This is a genomic window from Paenibacillus sp. LC231 (assembly GCF_001860525.1).
Taxonomy (GTDB): domain Bacteria; phylum Bacillota; class Bacilli; order Paenibacillales; family Paenibacillaceae; genus Paenibacillus_AQ.
Genome location: NZ_JFOM01000009.1, coordinates 12402 through 38582 on the forward strand (window position 1 = coordinate 12402; position 26181 = coordinate 38582).

The 26181-nt window shown below is 46.3% G+C and carries 25 protein-coding genes; 20 read left to right on the plus strand and 5 right to left on the minus strand.

The window, feature by feature from the left end; all coding sequences use genetic code 11:
• Nucleotides 1–288: 288 nt before the first annotated feature.
• The 3 genes from AK95_RS05195 to AK95_RS05205 all read left to right on the plus strand — a co-directional run bounded on the left by AK95_RS05195 (nucleotide 289) and on the right by AK95_RS05205 (nucleotide 2065).
• Complete coding sequence (locus AK95_RS05195; protein WP_071218922.1) at nucleotides 289–882, plus strand: YdeI/OmpD-associated family protein; 594 nt, start codon at nucleotides 289–291, stop codon at nucleotides 880–882.
• A 245-nt stretch (nucleotides 883–1127) separates the two neighbouring features.
• Entirely contained in the window at nucleotides 1128–1628 is a 501-nt protein-coding gene (locus AK95_RS05200; protein ID WP_071218923.1) for a MerR family transcriptional regulator, read from the plus strand.
• A 2-nt stretch (nucleotides 1629–1630) separates the two neighbouring features.
• Nucleotides 1631–2065 (plus strand): SRPBCC family protein, encoded by a 435-nt coding sequence (locus AK95_RS05205; protein WP_071218924.1) that lies wholly within the window; start codon nucleotides 1631–1633, stop codon nucleotides 2063–2065.
• Between the two features lie 102 nt (nucleotides 2066–2167).
• On the opposite strand, the gene AK95_RS34460 is transcribed toward AK95_RS05205, so the two are convergent.
• On the minus strand, nucleotides 2168–2341 hold the full coding sequence (locus tag AK95_RS34460; protein WP_201259355.1) for a hypothetical protein: 174 nt from the start codon (nucleotides 2339–2341) through the stop codon (nucleotides 2168–2170).
• Nucleotides 2342–2426: 85 nt separating this feature from the next.
• The gene (locus AK95_RS05210) at nucleotides 2427–3020 is read right to left on the minus strand and encodes a class I SAM-dependent methyltransferase (protein ID WP_071218925.1); all 594 of its coding nucleotides are present in this window, start codon (nucleotides 3018–3020) and stop codon (nucleotides 2427–2429) included.
• 563 nt (nucleotides 3021–3583) lie between these two features.
• On the opposite strand from AK95_RS05210, the gene AK95_RS05215 reads away from it, so the two are divergent.
• From AK95_RS05215 to AK95_RS05230, 4 genes are all read left to right on the plus strand, one after another.
• Complete coding sequence (locus AK95_RS05215; RefSeq protein WP_071218926.1) at nucleotides 3584–9508, plus strand: S-layer homology domain-containing protein; 5925 nt, start codon at nucleotides 3584–3586, stop codon at nucleotides 9506–9508.
• A 212-nt stretch (nucleotides 9509–9720) separates the two neighbouring features.
• Nucleotides 9721–10377, plus strand: a complete 657-nt coding sequence (gene lepB / locus AK95_RS05220; RefSeq protein WP_071218927.1) for a signal peptidase I — start codon at nucleotides 9721–9723, stop codon at nucleotides 10375–10377.
• Between the two features lie 394 nt (nucleotides 10378–10771).
• On the plus strand, nucleotides 10772–11566 hold the full coding sequence (locus tag AK95_RS05225; RefSeq protein WP_071218928.1) for an SDR family oxidoreductase: 795 nt from the start codon (nucleotides 10772–10774) through the stop codon (nucleotides 11564–11566).
• Nucleotides 11567–11798: 232 nt separating this feature from the next.
• Complete coding sequence (locus tag AK95_RS05230) at nucleotides 11799–12386, plus strand: dihydrofolate reductase family protein (RefSeq protein ID WP_071218929.1); 588 nt, start codon at nucleotides 11799–11801, stop codon at nucleotides 12384–12386.
• Here the strand turns inward: AK95_RS05230 and AK95_RS05235 are convergent.
• Nucleotides 12364–12705, minus strand: a complete 342-nt coding sequence (locus AK95_RS05235) for an MmcQ/YjbR family DNA-binding protein (protein ID WP_071218930.1) — start codon at nucleotides 12703–12705, stop codon at nucleotides 12364–12366. The genes AK95_RS05230 and AK95_RS05235 overlap by 23 nt on opposite strands.
• A 320-nt stretch (nucleotides 12706–13025) precedes the next feature.
• Between AK95_RS05235 and AK95_RS05240 the strand changes: the two genes are divergently transcribed.
• The 6 genes from AK95_RS05240 to paiA all read left to right on the plus strand — a co-directional run bounded on the left by AK95_RS05240 (nucleotide 13026) and on the right by paiA (nucleotide 17076).
• A complete protein-coding gene (locus AK95_RS05240; RefSeq protein WP_071219091.1) occupies nucleotides 13026–13709 on the plus strand; it encodes a DUF6273 domain-containing protein in 684 nt (227 codons plus the stop codon).
• Between the two features lie 119 nt (nucleotides 13710–13828).
• On the plus strand, nucleotides 13829–14434 hold the full coding sequence (locus AK95_RS35100; protein WP_268801953.1) for an FAD-dependent oxidoreductase: 606 nt from the start codon (nucleotides 13829–13831) through the stop codon (nucleotides 14432–14434).
• On the plus strand, nucleotides 14434–15018 hold the full coding sequence (locus AK95_RS35105; RefSeq protein WP_268801954.1) for an FAD-dependent oxidoreductase: 585 nt from the start codon (nucleotides 14434–14436) through the stop codon (nucleotides 15016–15018). The genes AK95_RS35100 and AK95_RS35105 overlap by 1 nt, the downstream gene beginning before the upstream one ends.
• 45 nt (nucleotides 15019–15063) lie before the next feature.
• Entirely contained in the window at nucleotides 15064–15915 is an 852-nt protein-coding gene (sigJ, locus tag AK95_RS05250) for an RNA polymerase sigma factor SigJ (protein WP_071218931.1), read from the plus strand.
• Nucleotides 15916–16074: 159 nt separating this feature from the next.
• Nucleotides 16075–16527: a MarR family winged helix-turn-helix transcriptional regulator gene (locus tag AK95_RS05255; protein ID WP_071218932.1), complete on the plus strand. Its 453-nt coding sequence runs from the start codon at nucleotides 16075–16077 to the stop codon at nucleotides 16525–16527.
• A 24-nt stretch (nucleotides 16528–16551) separates the two neighbouring features.
• The gene (gene paiA, locus AK95_RS05260; protein ID WP_071218933.1) at nucleotides 16552–17076 is read left to right on the plus strand and encodes a spermidine/spermine N(1)-acetyltransferase; all 525 of its coding nucleotides are present in this window, start codon (nucleotides 16552–16554) and stop codon (nucleotides 17074–17076) included.
• A 147-nt stretch (nucleotides 17077–17223) separates the two neighbouring features.
• Here paiA and AK95_RS05265 read toward each other — a convergent pair whose 3' ends face one another.
• A complete protein-coding gene (locus AK95_RS05265; RefSeq protein ID WP_071218934.1) occupies nucleotides 17224–17970 on the minus strand; it encodes an EcsC family protein in 747 nt (248 codons plus the stop codon).
• Between the two features lie 272 nt (nucleotides 17971–18242).
• On the opposite strand from AK95_RS05265, the gene AK95_RS05270 reads away from it, so the two are divergent.
• Both AK95_RS05270 and AK95_RS05275 read left to right on the plus strand, forming a co-directional pair.
• Nucleotides 18243–18497 carry a hypothetical protein gene (locus tag AK95_RS05270; RefSeq protein WP_071218935.1) on the plus strand — a complete coding sequence of 85 codons (255 nt, stop codon included), beginning with the start codon at nucleotides 18243–18245 and terminating at the stop codon, nucleotides 18495–18497.
• Between the two features lie 96 nt (nucleotides 18498–18593).
• A complete protein-coding gene (locus AK95_RS05275) occupies nucleotides 18594–19538 on the plus strand; it encodes a prenyltransferase/squalene oxidase repeat-containing protein (RefSeq protein WP_071218936.1) in 945 nt (314 codons plus the stop codon).
• A 22-nt stretch (nucleotides 19539–19560) separates the two neighbouring features.
• On the opposite strand, the gene AK95_RS05280 is transcribed toward AK95_RS05275, so the two are convergent.
• Nucleotides 19561–20523 (minus strand): helix-turn-helix transcriptional regulator, encoded by a 963-nt coding sequence (locus AK95_RS05280; RefSeq protein WP_071218937.1) that lies wholly within the window; start codon nucleotides 20521–20523, stop codon nucleotides 19561–19563.
• A gap of 112 nt (nucleotides 20524–20635) precedes the next feature.
• Here AK95_RS05280 and AK95_RS05285 point away from each other — a divergent pair, with 112 nt between their 5' ends.
• The 5 genes from AK95_RS05285 (at nucleotide 20636) to AK95_RS05305 (ending at nucleotide 26178) form a co-directional block, all read left to right on the plus strand.
• Nucleotides 20636–21115 (plus strand): GyrI-like domain-containing protein, encoded by a 480-nt coding sequence (locus AK95_RS05285; RefSeq protein ID WP_071218938.1) that lies wholly within the window; start codon nucleotides 20636–20638, stop codon nucleotides 21113–21115.
• A 76-nt stretch (nucleotides 21116–21191) separates the two neighbouring features.
• Nucleotides 21192–21656, plus strand: coding sequence for a phage tail protein (locus AK95_RS05290; protein ID WP_071218939.1), 465 nt, complete (start codon nucleotides 21192–21194; stop codon nucleotides 21654–21656).
• A 246-nt stretch (nucleotides 21657–21902) separates the two neighbouring features.
• Nucleotides 21903–24557, plus strand: a complete 2655-nt coding sequence (gene ppsA / locus AK95_RS05295; RefSeq protein ID WP_071218940.1) for a phosphoenolpyruvate synthase — start codon at nucleotides 21903–21905, stop codon at nucleotides 24555–24557.
• 247 nt (nucleotides 24558–24804) lie between these two features.
• Nucleotides 24805–25224: a VOC family protein gene (locus tag AK95_RS05300; protein ID WP_071218941.1), complete on the plus strand. Its 420-nt coding sequence runs from the start codon at nucleotides 24805–24807 to the stop codon at nucleotides 25222–25224.
• A 177-nt stretch (nucleotides 25225–25401) separates the two neighbouring features.
• Nucleotides 25402–26178, plus strand: a complete 777-nt coding sequence (locus AK95_RS05305; protein ID WP_071218942.1) for an NAD-dependent epimerase/dehydratase family protein — start codon at nucleotides 25402–25404, stop codon at nucleotides 26176–26178.
• The last annotated feature ends 3 nt before the right edge of the window (nucleotides 26179–26181 follow it).

The following is a 26181-nucleotide window of genomic DNA, read 5'->3' on the forward strand; positions in this document are numbered from 1 at the left end:
TATTAGTGAATCAACACAATGCTTTGGATAAGGTCATCCTTAACTGAGAATGAGTTTAACATTATCATGGATTTACAATTCAAGACATAGATCGAGAAGCTTTAATTTCGCACGGAGCTGGCCGCCCCGGTGCTCGTAAACGGATTGGGATTGGCGCATCCCATTTAGATTATAGAAGTATCGGTTGAACAAAACAGGACCGTACGAAGCATGTGAAAACCACAGGCTTTTAGATTTATCGTAACGCAATCGAGCAAGTTAAAACAAAAAAACAGAAGGGGGTAGCTTATGGTAAAAGGTGAAAGGAATTCAAAGATTGATCCCTATTTTAACAAGCTTAAGAAGTGGAAGGAAGAATTTGAGCTGCTGAGGGAAATCGTTCTTGACTGCGGGTTGACCGAGGATTTTAAGTGGATGCATCCTTGTTACACGCTTGACGATAAAAACATCGTTTTGATTCATGGCTTTAAGGATTACTGTGCGCTTCTGTTTCACAAAGGAGCGTTGTTAAAAGATCCCCATGGGATCCTAATCCAACAAACGGCAAATGTTCAGGCAGCGCGCCAGATCCGGTTCACGAATGTTCAGGAGATAGATGAGATGCAACTTATCTTGAAGACATACATTGATGAAGCCATCGAGGTTGAGAAAGCCGGTTTGCAAGTGAACTATAAAAAGAATACGGAATACATCATACCGGCAGAATTAGAAAATAAATTCGTAGAAATGCCCGATTTAAAAACGGCTTTTGAAGCATTGACACCGGGACGACAAAGAGCGTACATTTTGCATTTTTCTTCACCCAAGCAATCCAAAACCCGTGAGTCAAGGGTTGAAAAATATATCTCGCATATCCTCAGTGGCAAGGGATTAAATGATTAGTATATGTTATCTTTTTTTGGAAGGAATAGAACATACATAGATTAAACTCCGCGTTAAACGCGGAGTTTTTTGTTTGCAATTAACCGTTATTAGGGGTGATTTCCCTATCCTATGGATCACTGCTTTAGATAAGAGAGCAATCCAAACAAATTTCAACAAAAAATAAATTTCGGTTGCACCTAACGTAACGTCATCTTTTATAATTAATCTACCGGTACATAGTTAGCGCTAACAAAGGAGCTCTTATGAAACGATATTGGAAAGTGGGGGAGCTTGCTAAACAAACGGGACTCACCGTGCGGACTTTGCGATTTTACGATCAAATCGGTTTGTTCTCGCCATCGGGCAAGACAGAGTCCGGTCATAGGCTGTACGACGAATCTGACCTGTCACGCCTGCAGCAGATTATATCGCTTAAAGAATTAGGCTTATCTTTGGAGGATGTAAAGCTCATCCTGAAGGACGAGCAGATCAGCCCACTAGAGATCGTCAAGCTGCAAATAGCCCGAATCAAGGAACAAATCAAGGTGCAGCAGCAGCTTCTTGAACAGCTTCATCATCTATCCAAGTCGATGCAGGGGATGGCGCCATTAGCGGTTGAAGACTTCACTGACCTCATGCAAGCGATTAAAAAAAGCCATGAGAAGTTAGTCATCGAGCGGAGAACGAGCTGGGAGCACCATTTGGATGTATTGGGTAATTTTATTGCCGAGGAAGAGAAAAAATCGAAATCTAGGGAGGATTAATTATGAACGAACGATTTGTTAAACATGCCACCTTCGTCGTCGAACGGACTTATGCAGCTTCGCCTGCGAAGGTCTATCAAGCTTGGGCCGATCCGGCTGCCAAAGCAAAGTGGTTTTCAAAACCCGATATTTTCGAGTTTCATGTCGGGGGACGCGAATATAGCAGCGGTGGCCCGCCAGAGGGGCCCGTCTTTACGTTTGACGCGTGCTACCAAGAGATTGTGCCGGAAGAGCGCATCGTCTACAGCTATACCCTGGATTCGGATGACAAACGTATCTCCGTTTCGCTCACAACGGTCGAGCTTATCCCGACCGAGGATGGCACAAAGCTGGTCTTCACGGAGCAGGGGGCATTCTTAGACGGGAATGATACGCCTGAAGTGCGTGAGCATGGGACGAATGAGATGCTTAATGCACTTGGAAAGACACTCGAATAGCGGCTTCCAGCATGTTAAACCCCACTGTTAAAAAAATCAGTGGGGTTTAACCACAACCTGGATAATAGAGGCTAGAGTGAAGAATTGTTAAATAGATATCTATTACTCTTTCCGACTTATAAACTCATTCGGAATATCTTCACCTTCCGGGTTATTGTTTTTAATTTGGCTAAGACGTCCATTGCGATACTCACCACCATGAACCTTGTTCTGGCGCTGACCATTATTATCCGTACGATCATGCTGATTATGATTATAGTTCTTGTTATTTGCCATTTCGCATACCACCCTTTTTTCTAAGATGTACAATATAGAATGTGTATTGAGATCAGATTTATGCAGATTGGCGGCTGCGAGGACTCTAATGTAGTTGCCTGGTTGGTTCCGCCGTGAAGTAAATCTCGTTATATACCATGCACTTTGTAAACTTCTTAAGTACCTCACATCGGTATTGCCCGTTTTGGAATAAATTTAGGTAGCTATTTTCGCTGCGGATATACTTTCCATCATCGTACCAGTTCATAAATCGATTGTTAAATCTTCTTTTCATACAAAAATACGGCTCCATGACGATAACCTTGCCACCTGGTTTCAAAATGCGTTCAAACTCGACCAAATATGAACGAATCTGCTCATCTGATATATGGTGAAGAACAGCAACGACAAAGATATAGTCAATGGAGTTGTTTTCTATAGGGATCTGGCGTTCATCAAATATTTCAAATGTATGGTTGGGGTACAGTCTTTTGGCCAGACGAACCCGATCCATATTGGGCTCAATGCCAAGATACCGATCTGAATGACAAATAGAGCAGTTGGCTCCAGTACCCGACCCAAAATCAAGGATGAACTTATTCTCCAATTGGAAGTGCTTCTGAATATGGTCATGGATATATTTTTTGGTAATCCATTGGGGACGGACAAACCAGTGATACAAACGCGGAGACAGAGGCATTTCTAACAAGTCACCACCCTTTTTATATAGCACAAAGGTTAATCTGACTCATCGTCCCATTCCTTATACGTAGAAAAATTAACCGGTTCCCATCGATAAAGACAAATAAACTATTTTTATAAATAAAGCAGCCGGAGTTTGTCATCCGACTGCTTTATTAAGTTTACTCTTCAGGAAAATTATCGAATAGACCTGAGCATACGACTCCATGCATTTCCGTTGAGCCTGCGTCTATATGCCATTCCAATCAGTGTAGCACCCACCCCAACAGCCAATAAAGATATAACGGTTTTCTGATTATTGATTTTGAAAGGGATCATCCGCTGCATTTCATTCACTCCTTTATCTGAAATATTTGTTCGAGCTCCGAACCATCGTATTATGGGTACGTTATGAACTCTTCATTCAGAAAAAGGATGGGTATAATGATGCTCTGCAATTTGTTTCCTTGTATGATTAAACGTTCCCCTTACAATCGTTTACGAAACATGCGATTTCGTTTGATATCCGCTTGACCTTTATGCTTTAGGATTTTAGAGGATAAAAGCATAAAGGAGGAGCACATGAAGCGAAAATGGATCGCCGGTTTATTATCCGGCATACTGATCGGCAGCAGCTTATTTGAGCTTGCACTTGCAAGCACCCCGGCCTATGCTGCGCCTTCGGGAGCGATGCCCGTATTTATCTCGGAAGTTTATCCCGATGACCGGTCGAATCAGCAAACAATCGATGGCGCGGGCGGGGCTGATCTATTCGAATATGTTGAGCTTTACAATCATTCGGGAGCACCGATCTCGCTTAATGACGAGTTCAACATTCGTTACGACTATAATACGGGCGTGAAGACGTTGACGGTGACGGACACGGTTTACGGCAGTCCGGATGGGGTGGTCATCCCGGCAGACAGCCCGGCTGTGCTCTGGGTGGAACGGACAAGCTCGTCCATAACCGGGGCGGCCGCCGCCCTGACCGAATCCGATTTTCGCCAGTATCACTCGGTTCCCGGCCATGTGCCGGTATTCAAGCTTCGGGGGCAGGACGGCCTTAACAACACGGACCGCGGTTTATACATAACCCGAAAAGGCGATGACGCCGCCGTGATCAGCGGCTTCTATTATACCGCCGAGGATGTCGGTGACGGCAAGAGCGTGCATCTTCAGCCGCCTGCCGGCGGTACAGGAATGATTCCTTACGCCCGGGAAGCTGCGCCTTCCGCCGGATTCATCGATCCGGGGCAGCTATCGCCGCCTGACAATCGCGTGCCTGATATCAGCCACACGCCGGTCGCTTCGGCCGATCGGACGCAGCCGCTGACCGTAAGCGCAAGTGTCTATGACGCAGATGGAGATGCGCTAAAGGTAAAGCTGTATTACAAAGCGGACGTCAGCAGCCCTTACAGCATGATCGACATGGTCGGTCGCGGGGGTGATCAATTTGATGCGACCATTCCGGCCGATCAGTTGATCGGGGAGAAGCTGCAGTATTATATCGAGGCAGCGGATGGAATTCAGCAGGCGAGATCCGTCGATTATGAAACGGCTTTAACCGGAGGAGCTGCCGGCGGGACCGTTCCGCGCATCCTGATTACTGAGCTTCTGCCGAATCCGGCCGGGGATTACCGGTGGGGAAGCGGCAACCAGTACGAATACGTTGAAATCTACAATAATTTGAATCAGGTATTGGACCTTAAGGATTACACGCTCTGGTACCTGTACCCGAGTCAGACGGCACCTAAGAGTTGGATGATCCCGGATCATACCGCAATCGAGCCTTACAGCTCGGCCGTCATCTGGTTCGCGAAGGAAGCCGTGGCCAACGGCAAAGGATACACAACGACGGCCGACTTCAACCTGCACTTTAACAGCACACTGAACGATAACGACATTATTTTCTACGATAATTCGAAAGCTTCGGATTTCAATCTTCCGAATTCCCTGCATCGCGGGCTTGCCTTGTCCGCGCCGGGACAAGCCCATTCGTACATCGTACAGGCCTGGTATGATCCCAGCACGCCGGACAGCCCGGACAGGCTGGTCAACGACGTACGTAATGCAGTCGTTCGATATGCCTATCCGGATGCAGGAACGACCATGAGAAGATTGGATAACCGGATGTACGCCAATCCAGGCAGCATTGATCCGGGTCAGGTGCCGCCTGTAACAGGCGTCGACATGATAGCCCCGACGCTCGAGCATGAGCAGACCGCCTATAATTTGGGCAAGGGTCAGGCATATGCAGTTACCGTCACTAGCGACGAGCCACTTGCTTCCGCCGAGGTGTTAATTGGAGAAGCCTCCGAGGAGCTAACGGCTTTTACGGATAAACACGCGCTGACGCTTGCGTCCCAGGATAATGGACGTTATGTCTACCAAGGCTCGATCACGCTGAATGAGACCGGGGCCTATCGTTATATCATCGATGCCGTCGACGGCAGCGGCAACCGCACGCGGGTCCCATATAACTCCAGAGGCGGGCTTTTGACAGTTAACGAAGAAAGCACGGGGACGGAGCTGCCGGATCCGGGGTTATCCTTAGCAAAAGGCAGCATGCTGAACGGGAAGGCATCTTTCTACGCTTACGGCTCCCATGCCGAGGACGATATCGAAGTTCGCTTCGACGGCAATCCGCTGCCGCTTCGCAAGGCGCTGCCGGGCAAGGTAAACCTGGGCATGCAGACCCGGGGGATCGATCAGATTTATCAAGCGTCGGCAAGCGCACTCAATGCAAGCGGAGAGACGGAGTTTTTCGGGCGCATACTGCCCAAATATATCGACGGCGCATGGTCGATGTTCGATATGGCTCCCGACCTCTTCGTGACCGGAACGACTGTTTCCGTCCATACCGGGAATGAGAATGCGCCGTATCAACTCAAAGATCATGACAAGGTATTCGGCAAGAACAATCATGACGATTTCGAAGTGATGAATCTCCATCTCGTGCTCCCGGACGGTTCGGTAGTCAAACCGGATAAGGTGCTGAACTACCTGGGCAATCTCGGACAGTCGACCGTGAATTACCGGGAGGATACGTATTACGGTTTCGGCGATGCGGATTACGGCAGCAACCCACACAAGCCGATGATCAGCGATTTCCATTTTCCGATTCCGCAGGACAAGTTCACGGCAAGATATGCAGAGCTCGACACCGCTTCCGTAAAGGATGGGGTGTATCCTCTAAGCATGTCAATGAACGGACAAGTCTTCCAGTCCATCGACGTGACTGTGGACAATACCGCTCCCGAGATTGAAGGAATATCGTATGGGGAAGGGCAGTTGTTGACCGACGCCATGCAGCTCAAAGGGCTGATCATGCTGGATGTGGTCGCATCGGACCGTTTAAGCGGTGTAACCGACATTACGGCGGAGCTTGATGGTGAGCCAATCTCACTTCCTTACGAAACGTCTTCCGCGCTGCTTGCACCGGGCGAGCATAATCTAAAAGTGACCGTACACGACGGAGCCGGCAATTCGGCGGACATCTCCCGTACCTTCATGATTGAAGAGGAGAAACCTCTTCTTCCTGGCGAAGTTTCTCCAGCCGATTTCGCGGAGAACACAGGGTTGAATCCGAGCCTGAGAGCGCGACTCAGCGATCCGAGCGGGGACTCGATGGACGTCCGCTTCTTGGAAGGGGATAAATACGATTTTGCCCGTGAAGACGGGATCGACGGCCATATCAACGTTGCAGACCGGGAGCCGCCGCTTGTACTGACGCCGGACGGCGAAAAGGGAATCGGCACGGAGGAGGCCGACAAAGTTGCTTACCCTGACGGGGAGTTTCTTGTTACGGATACGGATTCCGGCTTCCCATATCATCGATTCGAAGTCCAGCTGGACGAAGCATGGTCGGAACAGGATACGGTAGAGCTGCACTGGCAAGGACGTACGCTTCCTGGACGCATCGTGACGCTGTATGCATGGGATTATGAGACGGGCAAGTGGACCGCGCTGAAGTCGGCCACCGGTGACGAAGCCGAATCCGACATTGCCTTGACAGCAGAAGTGGATCCTAAGCGTTACGTGCGAAACGGTAAAATTCAGGCCATGGTTCAGGATGAAGTGAAGAGCGCGAACGCGCCGTTCAACATTTTGTGGTTTACGGACACGCAGTATTACGCAGAATCGTACCCGGACATTTTCGATAAACTGGGCGATTGGATCGCAGAAGAATATAAGAAGGGCTTGTTCAGTTATGTGATCCATACCGGCGATATCGTGAATGTGGCCGACGACGAGAAGCAGTGGGTGGTAGCCGACCGCAACTTGAAGAAGCTGGATGAAGCGGGCGTACCGTATGGCGTCCTCGCGGGCAATCACGACGTCATCATTGACGGTGTGGATTACTCCTACTACGGTAAGTATGTCGGGGCCGACCGGTACAAGAACAATCCTTGGTATGGCGGCGAAATGGATAACAACCGCAATCATTACGACCTTGTGTCGTTTGGAGGTCATGACTTTATTTTCCTGTATATCGGCTTTGGACTAGAGGACACACCAGAGACGATCGCTTGGGCCAACGAGGCGCTGAAGAAGCATGCGGACCGCATCGCGATCGTCGGTATGCACGCTTATCTGGAGAGCAACGGCACCTTGTCCAATATGGCGCAGAGCGTTTATGACCAGGTCATCGCGCCGAATAAAAACGTGCAGCTGGTGCTAAGCGGACATTATCATGCTGCGAACCGGGTCGTGAAGACGGTGACGCATCCGGACGGATCGACAAGGCAGGTCATCGAAATGCTGGCGGACTATCAGGGAGGACCGAACGGAGGCAACGGGTATCTGCGCCTGCTGAAATTCGATCCAACCTCCGGTACGCTGGACGTGGATACGTATTCACCTTACTTAGACGATTATAATTTCTTTGATGATGCCATCGAGGATTTTACCGAGCCGTTTGCGTTCAGGGACATTCAAAAACGGGTGGCAACCGATTATTTTGCGGTTAACGTGTACAAAGATACACTGATTGGCGAGCAAAAGGACGTGAAGTCCGGGGAAATCGCCTCTACCGTATGGAATGGACGCGAAGCCGGTGAGACGTATTACTGGTATATGGATATTACCGATGAATTCGGCGCCAAGCAGCTTAGCCCAATCTATCGCTTTACGACCTCGAAGAAAACGTCTCCTCCGGGCGGCGGGAATGACGGAGGCGGAAACAATGGGGGCGGCGGCAACAACGGAAATAACGGAAATAACGGCAACAATGGCAACAACGGAAACAACGGCAATAACGGAGGCAGCAGTAATCATCCGGGTCAAAGCAAGCCAGGAGGAACGCCGCCGACCACCGGACCTTCCAGACCGGGAATGATTACGGCGAAAGTTGCCATCAATGGTCAGAGGGCTCAGGCAGCGATTAGCGAAGCAGAGCTCAGCCGTGCCTTCGACAGCGTCGCAGCAAACGTGCGCGGAATCAAGACCGTGACAATTCAACTGGACGAAAGTGCCCAGTCGTTCAACGGCGAAATCGTCATCCAGGTTCCGTCAGCTTACTTGAACCGCAATCACGCGCGGGAACGGATCGAGATTGCTACTCCGCAGGCAACTATGAAGCTGCCATCCGATATGCTGAACCGTCTACCAGAAGCAGGGAAGTTGACGAGCCTCGTAATTCGGCCGGGTAATCGAAGCGGGCTTTCGGCGGACCGACTTGTCGAGATTGGGAACAGACCGGTCGTCGAGTTGCTGCTGCAAATCGATGGCAAGACGGTGGAAGGGTCGGGAAGCGGCACCCCTGTAACGGTATCGCTCCATTATGAAGCCAAGGCTGACGAACGAGTGGATCAGTTAGTCACGTGGGAAGTCGATGCGATGGGCTCCGTATCTGCTGTGCTGAACGGATATTACAATGCCAATACTCGTACCTTGACTTTCGAGACGGACAAGCTTGGCACGTATGCAGTCGCATATAAGCAAGTATACTATCGGGATGTAGAACCGGGCAGCTGGTATGCAGACGCCGTACATTTCCTCTCTGCCCGAGACATAGTTAAGGGGACAGGGGGAGGTCTGTATCTCCCGCAGAAGGAGATCAGCCGGGCCGATTTTCTGGTCATGGCCATGAACGCCTTCGGCATCAAACCGGAGAATACGGATGATGACAGTAATTTTGCCGACGCGGGCAGCCGGTACTATACGCCGTATTTATCCGCAGCGAAGAAGCTGGGACTGGTCCATGGAACGGGAGATAACCGGTTCAGACCGGAGGACTCGATCACGCGTCAGGATATTGTCGTCATGCTCCATGCGATCATGGAATCGGCCGGTAGCGAGTTGCCGGGCGGAGATGATAACATCGAACGCTATACCGATGCGAAAGACGTATCCGGTTATGCGAAGGAAGCGATGGACTTCATGCTGGATGCCGAATTGATTCAAGGCACAGGTGGAGGCAAGCTGTCACCGAAGTCCGTTACCGATCGGGCAATGGCAGCAGAGCTGATGTACAACTACCTGGTCAAAAGCCGGGAAGCTTCTTAAGAATGAGAGTAAAGACGAGTTAGTATCATGTTAATGGATTAACGTAATTAGAGCGGGAGGAGCCTCCCGCTCTTTTTGTTGCCGTTCGGTTGCGACTGTGGTTTCAGGCTGTTGTTAAACTAACTGGCAGATTAGTTCAATTAAGTTACTATACTTTAGGCACATCAACCATAAGATTTGGTATAAAGTAGAATGAGTCGAGGGGGGGCGAAATGATGAAAGTGGTCAAAGTTGCTTTTGTATTTGTACTGTTGTTTGCTGGATGTAGTTCAAGTGACTCAAGGGAAATTATCTCCGATTCCATAACCACACCAGCGATTCATACAGTAACCAATAATGAGTTGAATTCCCGGCACATCATCTATAATCACAACTATGACAATATGGATCGAGGAAATCATGATTTAGAAGGACAGGTTGTGATTGATTTGCAGTATTATAATGAGCACGCGATTAGCCGAGGTGATATCGTATACTTCAAAAATCCTGAAACTAAAAAGAATCTTGGTGAGTACAGTATTTCTAGAGTAATCGGGCTACCTGGCGAGAAAGTAAAGATTGAAAAGGGACAAATCTTTATTAACGGAAAATTGCTTGATACTTTTTACGGAAGAGCACATCGACTGGGTTCTGATCTCGAAAGTTTGAAAAAGGCTTTAGAGCGTAATGACTTAGAAGAGAACATCCGAAAAAACATTGAAAATGTTGTGGATTATTTTCAACAATATAGTATGAAGGAAATCGAGATCCCCGATAGCAGCGTATATCTTGTAGGTGATGATTGGTTCCGCAGTAATGATAGCCGATTGTTCGGTCCATTACCCAAAGATAACATTGTGGGGAAACTGGTGGGTGTACTTGGTAGTTGAGGCATGTAGCCTTGCTCGCTTATAATCCGAATAGTCGATGTAATTGAGCGGCAAATGAGGTTGAGTTCCCTTTAAAATATCTTCCTTGACATGTTCTGGTTATATTTTGTAATCTGTTTTTGGAGATGAAGGAAAGGGGACTCGTATTCAAATGTGGACTTCCTTGTAATGGTTTGATTGTAAGTGATCGCGTGATTCGACCTTGGCTAATTGCCATAGGTTTGGTGAATCATGCCATCCTCAACCATTTCAAGGGATGCGAGAGACCGTTTATTTCACCCGCTGCGCGAATACTGGATGTATCCGCTTTTTTTGGTTAGGCAGCGGAAGCAATTCATCTCCGAAGATGAACGATTCTCTTGTCTTCTCTTAATAGTAGGAGGTATTTCTAATCATGAAGAGACTGCAAGGGAAAATTGCCATCGTCACTGGCGTAAGCCGTCCTGGGGGGATCGGAGCCGCGATATGCCGGACATTGGCTCGCGAAGGTGCCGATCTATTCTATACTCATCTATATGACTATGATAAAACAATATATCCGAATGATGCAGACAAGGGTTGGCCAAATTTATTTGCCGACGAGCTTCGCCAGTTGGGCGTTCAAGCCGCACATGTGAATTTGGACTTAGCCGATTCCGGTTCGGCTGTCAAACTGCTGCAAGATGTCCGAACTACGCTCGGGCTTCCGACAATCCTTGTCAATAATGCTACGTATAGCGTCGATGCCGATTTTCGTCAATTAAATGAGGCTCTTATCGATGCCCATTGTGCTGTCAACATTAGGGGGACTTTCATGCTATGTGCCGAATTCGCTCGTATGCTTGAGTCAGAGCAACGTGCACATACCGACGGGTTACCCGGCGGAAGAATCATTAATCTTACTTCTGGCCAAGGAAAAGGCCCAATGCCTGGTAATCTCATCTATGCTGCAACGAAAGGAGCCATCTCCGTTTTCACCGAATCATTGGCTGCAGAGCTGGCTCCGCTTCATATCACTGTGAACGCTATCGATCCCGGCCCTACCGATTCGGGCTGGATGTCCGAAGAGGTGAAGACAGCCCTGCTTCCGAGATTTCCGATGGGGAGGATCGGTCTTCCCGAAGATGCGGCCCGTCTGATCGCTTTTCTAGCAAGTGAAGATTCAGAGTGGATTACCGGACAAATTATTCATTCCAGAGGCGGTTTCTAAAGTGGATTTCTTTTACTGTCTAGCATTGTAACGTACGAGTTACGAGTTCTCATTGTATTATCAGAGAAACATAGTTTAATCAGACAGAAGAAGGCAGCCGATCATTGTGATCGGTTGTCTTTTTTAAGCTAACGGGCGGCATGGACTGATAAAATACTTTTATGAAATAAGACATAAGATGACATAATTATAATTTACAATGAGTGATATATCCCGAAAGGAGCTACAAATCGTGAAACGTAAAATCATTTTAGATTTAGCCGTTACTTTGGATGGTTTTATTGAAGGGAAGAATGGGGAAGTAGATTGGTGCATTATGGACGCTGAGATGGGGTTTGCGGATTTTTTAAATCAAATCGATACGATTATGTATGGAAGAAAAAGTTATGATTTATGGGGGCAGTTCACGCCGGATATGGATCCGTCGGATGCTGAGCAAGAATTATGGTCAAACTATCACAGTAAAGAAAAATATGTGTTCTCTAGGACGCAAACAGGGCGCGATCATAAAGCGACATACATCAATGATCATATCCTTGAAGAAGTACATGCATTAAAGAATAAGCCGGGTAAAGACATCTGGTTATATGGGGGAGCAAGCCTAATTACAACCTTTATTCAGTTAGGGCTGGTTGATGAATTCAGATTATCGGTTCACCCTGTCATCTTGGGAGAAGGAAAACCGTTGTTTATGGATATCAAGCAAAGGTTGAATTTAAAGATGGTGAATACAAAAACATTCTCCTCCGGGGTCGTGCAGCTCATTTATCATTTGGATAGGAATGCAGTTAACCATGTTAACTTCGAGAAGACGCCTTAGTTAAAACATAGCTCTGTCTGATCATTTCACGGATTTCTTCTTCAGGTACGGTGCCGTCAAGAATAATCGAATTCCAATGGTCTTTATTAAGATGAAAGGCCGGGACTACTGCAGTGTATGCCTGCCGTAAGAACTCCAGCATGCCGGATTCACACTTAACATTGATCCAGATATGATCCTCTTTTTCAAAAATCCACGCAAAAACTTTATTTGTATCTTTATGTCGAATCACGGTCCAATTCTTATCACGAAATGGTTGATCCTCATACGAATGGTCCAAACTCAAGCAGTAATCGATGGCTTCCTGTCTACTTCTCATCCCTAAATCCCCCAACCTATAACATATAAAAATGCCGTGAGTTTAACGGCATTTTTGTGCTCTCCTAATCAACAGCAAGCGTAGGACTATTTATAACATAACAAATATGATTGTCGGAGGACAAGCCGTAACTGAGGTGAAATTTCATGGGCATCAAACAAATTCAACGCACACAAGCCTTAGAAACAAACATTCAAGTACATTGCTAAGCTATTATAAATTGATATGGGAAGGATCAACGGTGTGCCGATTTTAACTTAGCACTTGCATCCATGTTGTACAATCCAACTAGATACGTAAAGGAGGAGATCTTTTTGGGAATGGATTATCTTGCTTCCGCGCCGTTCCGAAGCGCAAAGCCCGGCGACATCATTACTTTCGGCACTTACCCGCAGTCTTCTGACGGTGCAGACAGATCCCCGATCCTGTGGAGGGTGCTGCAAAATTCAGGAAGAGAGCTGTTCCTGTTGAGCGAGTACATTTTAGACTGCAGGCGGTATCACGGCGAAAGCGTGGATATGAAATGGCGTGATAGCGTGGATATTACGTGGCATGACTGTGATTTGCGCAAGTGGCTGAATAATGAATTCTACAACACCGCATTTAGTGCGACAGAAAAGGAATTCATAAAGACGACGCATTGTGCGGACAACGGAGAAGGCAGCCCGGACACGGAGGATAAAGTTTTTTTGCTTAGCGTTACGGAGATCAAGGAGTTATCTGAGATTCACGGAAAGGAGTTACGGCGCGCCGTTGGAACGGATTTTGCCAAATCGAAAAAAAACGATGGATGCAGCTTATATGTATACGATAAAGCAAATCAGGATAACTACATCATCAGAAACGGCGAAGAAGTCGGCTGTTCCTGGTGGTGGCTGCGAACGCAAGGAAACAAGCCCTCGCGTGCGTTTTTTATCGGTCCAAGATGCAGTATTCGCAGCTATGCGAATGTAAGTCTCTCCCGTGACGGCGTGCGTCCCGCTTTAAAACTTACTCTGAAATAGAACGGGGCTTTTCCAGATTGGGGAGGCGCTCTAACCCGGCTCTTAAAGAATCGCCGTCGGAAATGTCACAAATCAGCGCCCTATATTGTTTTATGTGCAAAATGCAAAGGAGCTGAGGAATGATGAACGACTTGACATGCATCATTATTGGAGGCGGCCATGCAGGGCTTTCAGCGCTTAAAGCGATAAAAGAAACAACCCGGAACATGACGAATGGACGGCGGATTCGGTTTGTTCTGTTTGACAAGCAGCCCGGTCATGTGCGCAAAATACTGTTGTTCCGTCCGGCCGTAGGTGAGGAAGAGATTATGATTCCTTGGACGCATTATAGTTTTTCAGAAGGAGTCGAATTCGTGCAAGGAACGGTTACGTCTGTGGATAGCGGGGGGAAGCAGATTCAATATAAGGATGCGCAAGGAGATGAGGCCTGGATTCGTTATGATCTTTTAGTCGTAGCGGTCGGCAGCGTCGTGCGGCGCCCTGATCCTGATCGGGGAGGCATTTCTTTAACCGATCAGCAAACCGCAGCAGTCATCCGGGAGCGCTGGCGCGCCAATCTACGGCAAGCTGTTCACGAGACAGATGTTAAGGAACGTAAGCGACTGATGAGCGTCGCAGTTGCGGGAGCGGGTATCAGTGGCATTGAGACATCGGCTGAGCTGGCGCTAGAGATGCAGAAGGAAGCAGCTTTACTTGGAATTCGTCCGAAGTCTCTGTCTATTTAATGAATGCGCAGGAGCGGTTATTCCCAGAAGCACCCGAGAAAGTGGGACATAAGCTGGAATTGACGCTTAACAAATGCGGAGTGACCGTGCTTCATAATCGCAAGGCGATAAGAGAGGAAGCAGGCGTGGTGACGGTCAGCAATGGTGATCGTCTGCCGGTTGGCCTGTGTATATGGACGATTGGGCTGATTCCGAATCCTGACCTTCGCAGTATGGGCTTGCCGCTTTCTCCGGACGGTCAAGTACTGGTGGATGGATCCTATCGCGTGCAAGGGGCAACGGGTGTGTACAGCATCGGCGACTGTACGAGAATCGTCGATCCGAGAAACGACATCGCAGATCAAATGACGTGCAAAGAAGGCGGCCTGCAGGGAGAACGATTGGGGAAAATCGTTATGGCCGATTTGGAGGGACGCCCCGCTCCGGTTCACAAGAAGGTTCCCTTAGATTTTTTCTGCATTGGACTTGGGAAGAACCGCGGGTTGGTGTGGGGACGCAAACGGGGGATCAACCTGATTATAACCGGAAAACTTGCATGGAAATTTAGGAATATTGCATGGAAAGCAGGCAGTAAACTTCTTTAGAAAGAAGAGATCTAGCTTGCAGATAAGAGAAGGTGAGAAGACGAAGTGGAAGAACTGTACGATCAATATAAAGCGCTCCTGTTCACGCTGGCCTATCAATTAACAGGTTCTGCGGCAGACGCGGAAGATGCGGTGCAGGACGTGTTTGTTAAGGCGCACGACGTACATCCCGAGCGTTTGGAGGAGCCGAAGGCATATTTGTGCAGAATGGTAACCAACCACTGCCTTAATCAGCAAAAATCAGCACGGAAGAGACGCGAAATTTACGTTGGTCCCTGGCTCCCTGAACCGATTCGGACGCCTGAGGCGGATACCGTCGAAACAACCGTTGTCCGCTTCGATCTGCTATCTTACGCCATGCTCGTACTACTCGAGCGGCTGTCCCCGACAGAGCGGGCGGTTTTCGTTTTGCGTGAAGCGCTTGGCTTCGAATATGCCGAAATTGCCGATCTGATCGGGAAGCGAGAGGCGAATTGCCGCAAGATGATGAGCCGGGCAAGAAGCAAGATGGGGGTTTCCGAGAAGGAGCCCGTAAAGAACGACGCAGATGAAAAGGAATGGATAAACCGTTTCCTCGTGTCCCTCGAGCAAGGGAATATCGATCATTTGTTGTCCCTGCTTACCGAAGACGTCATGTTCGTTGCCGACGGAGGCGGCAAAGCCCTGGCGTACAAGCGCCCAATTCAAACGCGCGATTACGTGGCCCGAGTCTTGCTCGACGGGTTCCAGAGCATACAGGGGAAACTTCACCTCGAACCCGTACCTCTTAACGGTGAGACCGGCTTCGTCATCCGTTCGGGGAATGAAATTTTGGCGGCGATATGCATACAACTCCGGCACGGAAAGCTGGCCAGAATGTATGCCGTGCGGAACCCGGATAAGCTTGCTCGGGTTTAGGTCGTCGAGTGCAGCTTCAATCTAATGACCATTTCGATGAATCAGGACATTTCATTGAAGTGGTCGTTTTTTTTTTATTGCAAATACAACATTTTTATATTAAAATAAACATGCGTTTTATTGCATTTACAACATAATTGAAAACGAGGGAGTCAATGGATGAAAGGAATTCTTCGTGAAATTGGAATGATCGCAAGGGCATTAGATTCGATAAGCAATATAGAATTTAAAGAATATGACCTGACGAAAGGGCAGTATCTGTACCTTGTGCGAGTATGTGAAAACCCAGGAATCATTCAAGAGAAGTTAGCTGAGATGATAAAAGTAGATCGAACAACTGCGGCCCGGGCTATCAAAAAGCTTGAACTTCATGGCTTTATTGAAAAGAAAGAAGATCAACATAATAGAAAAATCAAAAAACTCTTTCCAACGGAGAAAGGGAAACATGTTTATCCTTTTATACAAAGAGAACATGATTACTCCAATACGGTTGCATTAGAGGGATTTTCCGAAAGTGAAGCAGAAGCCATGTTTAATCTGCTACAAAGAGTCAGAAAGAACGTTGAAAAAGACTGGGAGTTTGTAAAAAAGGGCAACAAGAGATTGTATTGAATTACTAAATGGAGGAGAAACCCATTGACTTTAAAAATAAGAAAATGCACGTTAGAGGACCTAGGATTACTTCAAGACATTAGTGTTGAGACGTTTTATGAGACATTTAAAGATCAAAATTCACCTGAAAATATGAAAGCCTATTTAGAAAGAGCATTTAACTTAAACCAATTAGAAAAAGAGATATGCAATAGCTCTTCGGAGTTCTATTTTATTTATTCTAATGGGGAGATCGCCGGGTATTTAAAGGTCAACACCCATGATGCCCAAACTGAAATCATGGGCAATGATTCGCTTGAAATCGAGAGGATATATATTAAGGGCATATATCAAAAGCATGGGCTTGGCAAGTTTCTGCTGAATAAAGCCGTGGAGATCGCGATGGAACGAAATAAAAAGAGTGTCTGGCTAGGCGTATGGGAACGAAATGAAAATGCCATTGCTTTTTATAAAAAAAGGGGGTTTGTTCAAACAGGAACCCATACTTTCTATATGGGGGATGAAGAACAGAAGGATTTTATCATGACCAAAACATGCATAGAGCACTGAAAAGAATTTTAGCTAAAAACGGGTATTGGGCTCGTGATATCGGATGTGGGTTCAAGGCAAACCTAAAGGCAGCTAATCTGCGGATTAGCTGCCTTTGTTTTTGTTCAAGCAACGTTCTTGGATGTGCATATGGCGATATAGAGAGGATTAACCCAAATCCACGAAACTATCGTGCAATCTGCGGAGGCGATAAGCGTTCATGGCGGATTCGCGCAGCTCCTCGAGAATGGTGTAATTGGCCCACGCGCCTGCGACAGCCCCGATCCCAGGGACCATCTGCAGCATCTTCCGAAAGTCCATGGCGTCGCGATACTCGATCTGAAATGTCTCCCAGTCCATATTCTGGGCGTAATCGGCGTCAGAGAGCCATTGTTCCTTTTCCATATGCCAATGTTTGATGGAATGGAGCAACCTCGCACGGTTTTCCTGCCCTGAAAAGGTCATTTGAAATACCTTGAGAATGAACACCCGTTCGGAGAAGTGTTTTGTGTCGTAACCGTAAACGTGGGACAGCTCAAACAAAAATTTCATTTTGATCGCAATTAAAGCTGGAAAATCCACCATGCTGAACATAATGCCGCCAGCACCCGTTCCAGCGCCTTCGGCAACCGCAACTTTCTGGTACAGGGCAAACAACTCTTTCGCTTCTTGATCGGCATTCTCCAATTCCAGAGTATGCTGAACCGGACGGTTAGGCGTATATTCCGCACCGAACAGGGATGTGCGCACGATCGATCGTATGGTGGTCGTAATGATGCTGTGCACCTTCGGGGGAATCAAATGATTGATTCGATTACCGATGGTTTTCGATGTCTTTTCCAGCCATCCCGGCGGTTTGAACATTTTTTGTTCCCAGTCGGCAATTTCCCTCTGTACTTTATGTTCGTAATTCATGATCAATCGCTCCTCAAAAATACTTAGCTATATTGTAACGAATATCTCCGTGAATCGAAACAGACTGCGGAAGGGAGGGGACCTCGACTAAAGTCCAGTTTCACATTGATTTTATGATTTATCAAATGTTATTCCTGATGATTTCGGTATCCAGCAGCTTGTTAGAAGACAACTTTTTTGATATTTCTAATTGGCAGTAAATAGAAATCTATGATAAAATATGAATATGTATTATTGATTTAAGTAACTCAATTCAATGGGGTGACTTGGCAGTGGAGGATGAACAATTCAAGATCGGTCTTTCTAAAAAAGACGGTCAGCTCGGCTTCGTCTTTGATCGTGGAGGGCCTCGCGAGGGGGCGGGAAGAAAGGGAATCGGCATAACAAAGAAGATATCCTTGACTCTGACAAAAGATATTTGGGAAGAAATTGATCGGGAGTGTGAAGAACGAGCGATCTCTCGGTCTTCATTCTTTAGAAATATTATGGAGTCCTATTACGCCGCCGCTAATAAGAAAGACAGGTGAATAAGTTGTTAGTGCACATATCAAGGGATCTACTTGCTAAGGCTGTTCAACATGTCTATAACTATACTTCGCGAAGTTTAAAAAAGGAGATACTAGATGGAAAATAATCAAGCTGTTCGTTTGGCCATTGAAGAATCTATTCAGTTTCTTGAATTTGCACCGCATTTTACGATGGCTCACGGCGAGTACACTCGTCGAAAATGGGATGGAGCTTGGTGGCATATGGCTGCTCTTTATGAAATGGGAGAAGTGAAACGAATCCCCCAGTCCGCTATTGAAAGAGCGATACACCTTCTCAAAACCCAAGTCTGGCCAACTTTTATTATATCCGCCGATGATCATCCAACAATTGAAAGTGATAAGATAAAGTTGGATTGCTGCCATTGTGAACTTGCCGTATTCTATATGATTCTTATGGCGTATGGCTGTGATTTGGACAAGGAACTGCCTTGGATTCGTGAATGGCTCTTAAAGCATCAGCTTCCTGATGGCGGACTGAATTGCGATCCTGATGCTTATACTCATTCTAAAAAAAGCTCGATTGTCTCAACATTGCCTCCGCTTGAAGCTATTTTATGGCATACTGACCGGGAATTCACCGAACAGGAAGCTGTTTTCTTAGACGAAGGTGCACGTTATTTAATTGAGCATCGACTTGTATGTTCTAAACAAAATGGGAATGTCATCGATACCGATTGGCTGAAACCTTGCTTTCCGAGGTTTTTTGAATATGATATATTGCGCGGCATGTCCTTCTTAGCAGAATGGTCTCGGCGTAGGAACAAACTGCTTCCGGTTGGGTTAATTCATGAAGGATTGGAACGCTTGAATACATCAATGGCAGCAGAGGGTTTGCGAATCGGTAGACAAGTCTTTGATCCACAAGGCCCGTGGGGTGGGCAAACTTTTTCCTTGTTAGAAGCAACGGCCGGCATTGGTGTCGTTTCGCCTTATCTAACCAAACAATTGGATCGAGTAATCGAACGCTTGGGACCGGAATATACCTTACGATCAAAGACAATGGGAAGAGTACCACAGTAATGGATGTTTCCAAAGGCATAACTTACGGACAGTAGTGGCTTAATCGCTCTTTTAAACCTGAAACGACTTCATCCGGTATCTCCCTGATCTTAATATCTCGACCTAGGAAAAGCAGCCAATTGGTCATTTCGTTTAATTCTTCTGTATGAAGAACATTGATATAAGTCTTTAGAGTTGCGGTGGTTTGGTACGGATTCGTATAAGAAATCGAAACTTTTAAAGGATGGTACTTTTTGAACTGAGCAATTGCCTTCGGGCCAAGATCAAGGACAAGATTGATGATCTCTTCCTGCTTACTTAGTAGCTCTAGAATCTTTTTCTTGCTTATTCTTTTTTTCTCAGGGTATGGGTGTACATCAGTGAGATTGTCGACAGGAACAATCCGCCTCTTTCCTTCCTCTAAGTCAAAACCTTCGATTTGCCAGAGGCTTTTTTCACGATAAAGATGCAAGAGATAAAGGGGATAAGACTTTATGATCTTCTCTTCCTTAATGGAAACCAATAAACACCTGTCCACCAGAAGGATCTGGATGAGTTTTTCTAACATCGGGTGGGGCAGGTCAGACAAATCAAGCAGGTCTGGATTATGAGGGTTGGTCCCTTCAAAAAGCAATATTTGATTTAACAGAACAAGGTCATCTTGCTGGTTTTCCGAGATGAGACCCAACAATTTTTCTGCTAAAGATTGACGACTCTTCAGATAAGGGAGTTGTTGATTTCTTGTGGCCATAAAGGCTATAAACAGAGCTTTAATTTCATTATCGGTAAAGCGGACCGTGGGCAGGACAGAGTTGTTCATGACAAAATAACCCCCATCCCTCCCAACTTCAGCGACAAGCGGCATCCCCATGGCTTCAATCTCTTTAATATCTCGAATCGCTGTCGAACGAGAAATGTTAAATTCCTGCATGATTTCAGAAATGGTAAAGTGGGCACGGTTGTTGATATAGCGCATAATGATATTGATCCGTTCAACTTTTTTCATCGGTGCTCCTCTAAACAGTATCATTTTTTGACATGATTTAAGGTTATTATAAACCCATCAAGTGAAAAGACAAATCATTTGATAAAAATAAAAAAAGAGGTAGGGATTGAATATGACAAATTATACGCTTGAGGAAAAAGACAGCTTTATCGTTTTGGGAATTGGGACTGAGCTTCAGAGCGATTACACAGACTATGCTGGCATAAACAAGGAGAAGGCAGACTTTTGGGAAGCAGTGAAACAAGATGGAAGCCTTGATACGTTAAAGGCTGTCGCCGCAAATGACTACATTTTTGCCGTAAACGAAGCGGTCAATAACAAGATGATGTATTATGCTGGCGTCATGACAGAGACATCTCTACCCGAAGCAACGAGGGTTATTCAGTTTCCTAAAGGGGAATACCTCGTAGTAAAAGGGGAAGGGAACACGGCAGATGAGTTGAGTAATAAACTTACTGGCATTGCCTTCGGACAAGTCTTGCCGGAAGCTCAGAATTTTGCCTATGTAGGCGGGCCAAACGCAACGGTAGAGATGGGGCAGCGAGACGGGTTGGTATTTGGTGAGCTGTGGATTCCTGTTGTCAGGAAATAAGTGCATGTTTCGATGCAAGCTTTGCTCGAAGTAGGTCCATGAACCTACGCTCACCAAACTTTTAGGAGGGATGAACATGTCCAATATCGTTGATTTTAACGATGTGTCTACGGCGGGTTTAGAATCTTCACCCGTAGTAGAAGCGCTTGCTGGTTTACGAGCGAATGAAGCCCGTTATTTTATGAACAAATATAAGCATGAATTTACGGTTGTACCAGCAAGCGAAAGCCAGGAGACCCTTGATTATGTAAACCGAATTCTAAAAGAAGAACGTGATATCGAGTTTGCGGCCAAACCGCTAGAAACGTCGCGTTTTCAGGTGGAAAATATCAAATGGGCTTTCGTATTTTATGAGGATGGTCTTGCGGTCAATGTCATGTATACGATTGATGATCCGAAGAAGCGTGCTGTCGGTTTTAAGCTTTCTGAGGGGATGGAGGTACCGCAGGAGTTAGAAGGGAAATTTAAATTTGCTAGGCAGAAGTCTAAACTAGCTGGAACCATTCGGGGTTCGTTCTTTGTGATAAAAGGAGAATACTGAAGTAAGCAAAAGTGCAAGTGGAGGATTCCAGCCATTTTGAATAATAGTAGTGAAACTAAAAAAAAGAACCTGGCAGTTTTATCAGGTTCTTTTTTATTGCATATAAACAGACGCGATGATATAATCGGATCACGACTGAGATTTTATGTATGGACATAATTATCTTATCTTACAATCTAAGTGTATCATGCAGAAAAACTCTTGTCAAATGTTTTTTCTCAAATTAATGGTTAGGAGAGATGTTGAATGCGTTCGTTGGTTCTCGATTTTCAGGAAATGGACAAAAAGCAGCTTGGGCTCGTTGGTGGAAAAGGGCTCCATTTAGGGGAATTATCAAAAATTGAGGGAATACGAGTTCCCGAAGGATTTTGCGTGACAACCATAGGATATCAAAGAGCCATCGAACAAAACGAAACGTATCAAGCTATGCTCAATCGACTAACCATGCTATCAGCAGAGGATCGAGATCAAATGGTTGAAATCAGCAGGAAGATCAGACAAACCATTATGGAGGTAGAAATTCCATCCGATGTAGTGACAGCAGTAACTCGCTATCTCTCCCGGTTTGGCGAGGAACAGGCTTATGCCGTACGATCCAGTGCAACTGCTGAAGATTTACCGCATGCCTCTTTTGCGGGTCAACAAGACACCTATCTAAACATCATCGGCGTCGATGCCATCTTGCAGCATATCAGCAAATGCTGGGCTTCCTTGTTTACAGATCGCGCGGTGATCTATCGCATGCAAAATGGATTTGACCATCGTCAAGTTTATTTATCCGTAGTCGTTCAAAGGATGGTTTTCCCCGAGGCTTCAGGGATATTATTCACCGCTGATCCGATGACTTCTAATCGAAAGCTGCTATCCATCGATGCCGGTTTCGGACTTGGAGAAGCACTGGTCTCTGGCTTGGTATCTGCCGATGGTTACAAAGTACGGGAAGGAGAAATCATCGAGAAGCGGATAGCAGCCAAAACATTGGCGATCTACGGACGAAAAGAAGGCGGAACAGAAACAAAGCAAATCGATCCCGATCAGCAAAAGTCACAAACACTTACGGATGAGCAAATTTTACAACTGGCACGCATCGGGAGACAGATTGAGGCTCATTTTGGCCAACCCCAAGATATCGAGTGGTGTTTGGCCCAGGATACCTTTTATATTGTCCAGAGTCGGCCAATCACGACGCTATACCCGATACCTGAAGCGAATGATCAAGAAAATCACGTATACGTATCTGTCGGTCATCAACAAATGATGACGGATCCCATGAAACCGCTGGGATTGTCTTTTTTCCTGCTAACGACTCCTGCACCCATGCGTACAGCTGGCGGAAGGTTGTTTGTTGATACTACGGCTATGCTGGCTTCACCGGTTAGCAGAGAAAATGTATTAAATACCCTGGGACAATCCGATCCACTCATCAAAGACGCTCTTATGACCATCTTAGAGCGAGGAGATTTTATAAAATCGCTACCCATCGCTGAAAATGAACAGACTCCCGGAAAAAACAATATATCGTCTGCGGGTTATCAAACGCCAATCGACCACGATCCGACAATCGTTTCTGATTTAATGGAACGTACTCAATCATCGATCGAAGTGTTGAAACAAAACATCCAAACGAAATCCGGATCCGATTTATTTGATTTTATATTGGAAGATATCCAGGAACTGAAGAAGAATTTATTTGACCCACAAAGCTCGGCTGTCATCATGGCTGCAATGAATGCTTCAACCTGGATCAACGAAAAAATGAATGAATGGTTAGGCGAAAAAAACGCAGCCGACACGCTTTCTCAATCCGTACCGGGCAATGTTACTTCGGAAATGGGTCTGGCGCTGCTGGATGTTGCAGACGTCATTCGTCCTTATCCGGAAATCATTGATTATTTGGAGCAAGCAAAAGATGATCACTTTTTGGATAAGCTGCTTACATTTGATGGCGGGCAGCAAGCTCAAGACGCGATCCTAGATTTTCTTGACAAATATGGCATGCGATGTGCTGGAGAAATCGATTTAACAAGAACTCGTTGGAGTGAAAAACCAATTGCGCTTGTTCCGTTGATTCTGGGTAACATCAAAAACTTCGAGCCTAATGCCAGCCATCGGAAATTCGAGCAAGGGCGGCAGGAAGCTTTGAAAAAAGAACAAGAGCTATTAGATCGATTGAAACAATTGCCGGACGGTGAAGGAAAAGCCCAAGAAACCAAACGAATGATTGACCTCATTCGGAATTTCATGGGTTATCGGGAATACCCGAAATACGGTATGGTGAATCGTTACTTTATTTATAAGCAGGCTTTACTGAAAGAGGCTGAACGACTCGTACAAGCGGGCGTTATTCATCATAAGGAAGATATATATTATCTCACTTTTGAAGAGCTTGACGAGGTCGTACGCACAAATAAACTGGATAACCCGGGTTCCATGGTCGAGCAGCAAGCAAAGCTTGCGATCAGACAGATGATCAGCAAACGAAAAGAGGAGTACAACGTATTTGAAAAACTAACTCCTCCGCGCGTGATCACGTCGGATGGTGAAATCATCGCAGGGGAGTACAAACGAGAAAATATCCCAGCCGAAGCTATTGTCGGCCTGCCTGTTTCTTCCGGAACGGTCGAAGGACGAGCGCGTGTCATCTTAAACATGAAAGACGCCGATCTCGAGGAAGGAGATATATTAGTCACCGCTTTTACCGACCCTAGCTGGACGCCTCTGTTTGTATCCATTAAGGGCTTGGTCACCGAAGTGGGCGGACTGATGACCCATGGAGCCGTTATCGCGCGTGAATATGGCTTACCGGCCGTTGTCGGCGTTGAGAATGCTACCAAACGGATAAAGGACGGGCAGCGCATTCGCGTACATGGGTCCGAAGGCTATATTGAAATATTGTCATAGCTCAATACGACAAGCCGTGGCATTCGCCACGAGACCACAATCAACAGTATGCAAAAGAAGTCGCGCAATCCGCGGCTTTTTTTTCATTTTACGCTGGAAGCTGTATACGTCCCGGCATTTTTTATATTTATGACAATAACTGTCACTATTATCAATCATAATAGGTTCAAAGCCTAAATGCGCTTAGGTACTAGCTCGATGTTACCTGTTAGAATCCAAAAAATGAAGCTAAAGGAGCTGTTTAGAAATGACGTTACAATTCATTCCCTACATTATGCTGAACGGAAACGCCAATGAAGCGATTGCATTTTACGAAAAAGCTTTGGATGCTAAAGTCTTGTCAAAGCAAACTTTTGGACAGGCACCCGAGAGTATCCAGAACACCATGCCATCAGATGTAAAGGATAGAGTGGCTCACTCCGTTTTAAGGATAGGGGAAATTGAAATGTTTGTAGCGGATACGGAACCTGGACAACAAACGCAACCGGGAGATCGATTGAGCATTTGCATTACGACAAACGATATTGAAAAATCAGAACAATTTTATGGGGCTTTACAACAAGGAGGTCAAGTGATTACGCCATTGCAAGAAATGTATTTTAGCCCAGCTTACGCAATGGTAACGGATAAGTTCGGAATTACTTTTCAGATTTTCACTACTACGTAACACAAAAGAAGAGCTGACCTGCTTTCAATCTTCCGGTTCATGTCGGCGCGTAACCAGCTTTCACCTATTCTCCTGATCCGGATTTTCGTATATATCCTTCTCGTTACGGGTAATTAAATTACTGACAGCACACACACCAACCGTGTGACTATGAAGCGGGAAAGGGGATCGAAACGAATGAAACGGAAATTGTTAATAACGGGAGCGGCAGGCACCATTGGAAATGTCATTTACAACAGGCTGCTCAAAGACAACCGGTATGAGGTTGTTGGAGCGGATATACAGGCGGACGAGAAACTGGGCATTGTACAAATGGACATCGGAGACGAAGCGCGGCTGACGGAGCTGACGCAAGGAATTGATACGGTGCTTCATTTTGCCTGGATCAAGGACAAGGGGGATTTTCTTGGTAAAGTGCTCGGGGGAAATGTGAGCGGTGCCTACAAGTTATTTGAGGCGGCGGTGCAAAATGGTGTGCGCCGTATCATATTCGCCAGCTCGAATCATGCCACCGGGTATTACAAGACTTATGAGATGGTAGGGCCCCAAGATCCATACCGTCCGGATAGCTTTTACGGACTCAGCAAATGTTATATCGAGCTGCTGGGCCGACTGTATTCGGACCAAGGCAAGATCTCTTCGTTCAATATTCGGATTGGCAACTTTCCTGGGGACAATCGTCCTCATTCAGAACGTGCGGGGCATATCTGGATATCCGAACGCGATATGCTCCAATTAATCGTTTGTTGCATTGAAGCAGATGACGAACTGAAATTTTTGAATCTGTACGGCACCTCTGCCAACAGTGATAACTACTACAACATCGATTATCTGGAGGAACTGATCGGATACAAACCTCAGGATGATGCGACAAAGCTGCTTGAGCTGGCCAAGGCAGCGGGACGCAAAGTGCGTGAGGATGAGACGATCTATCAGGGGGGACAGCAACAGTAGCAA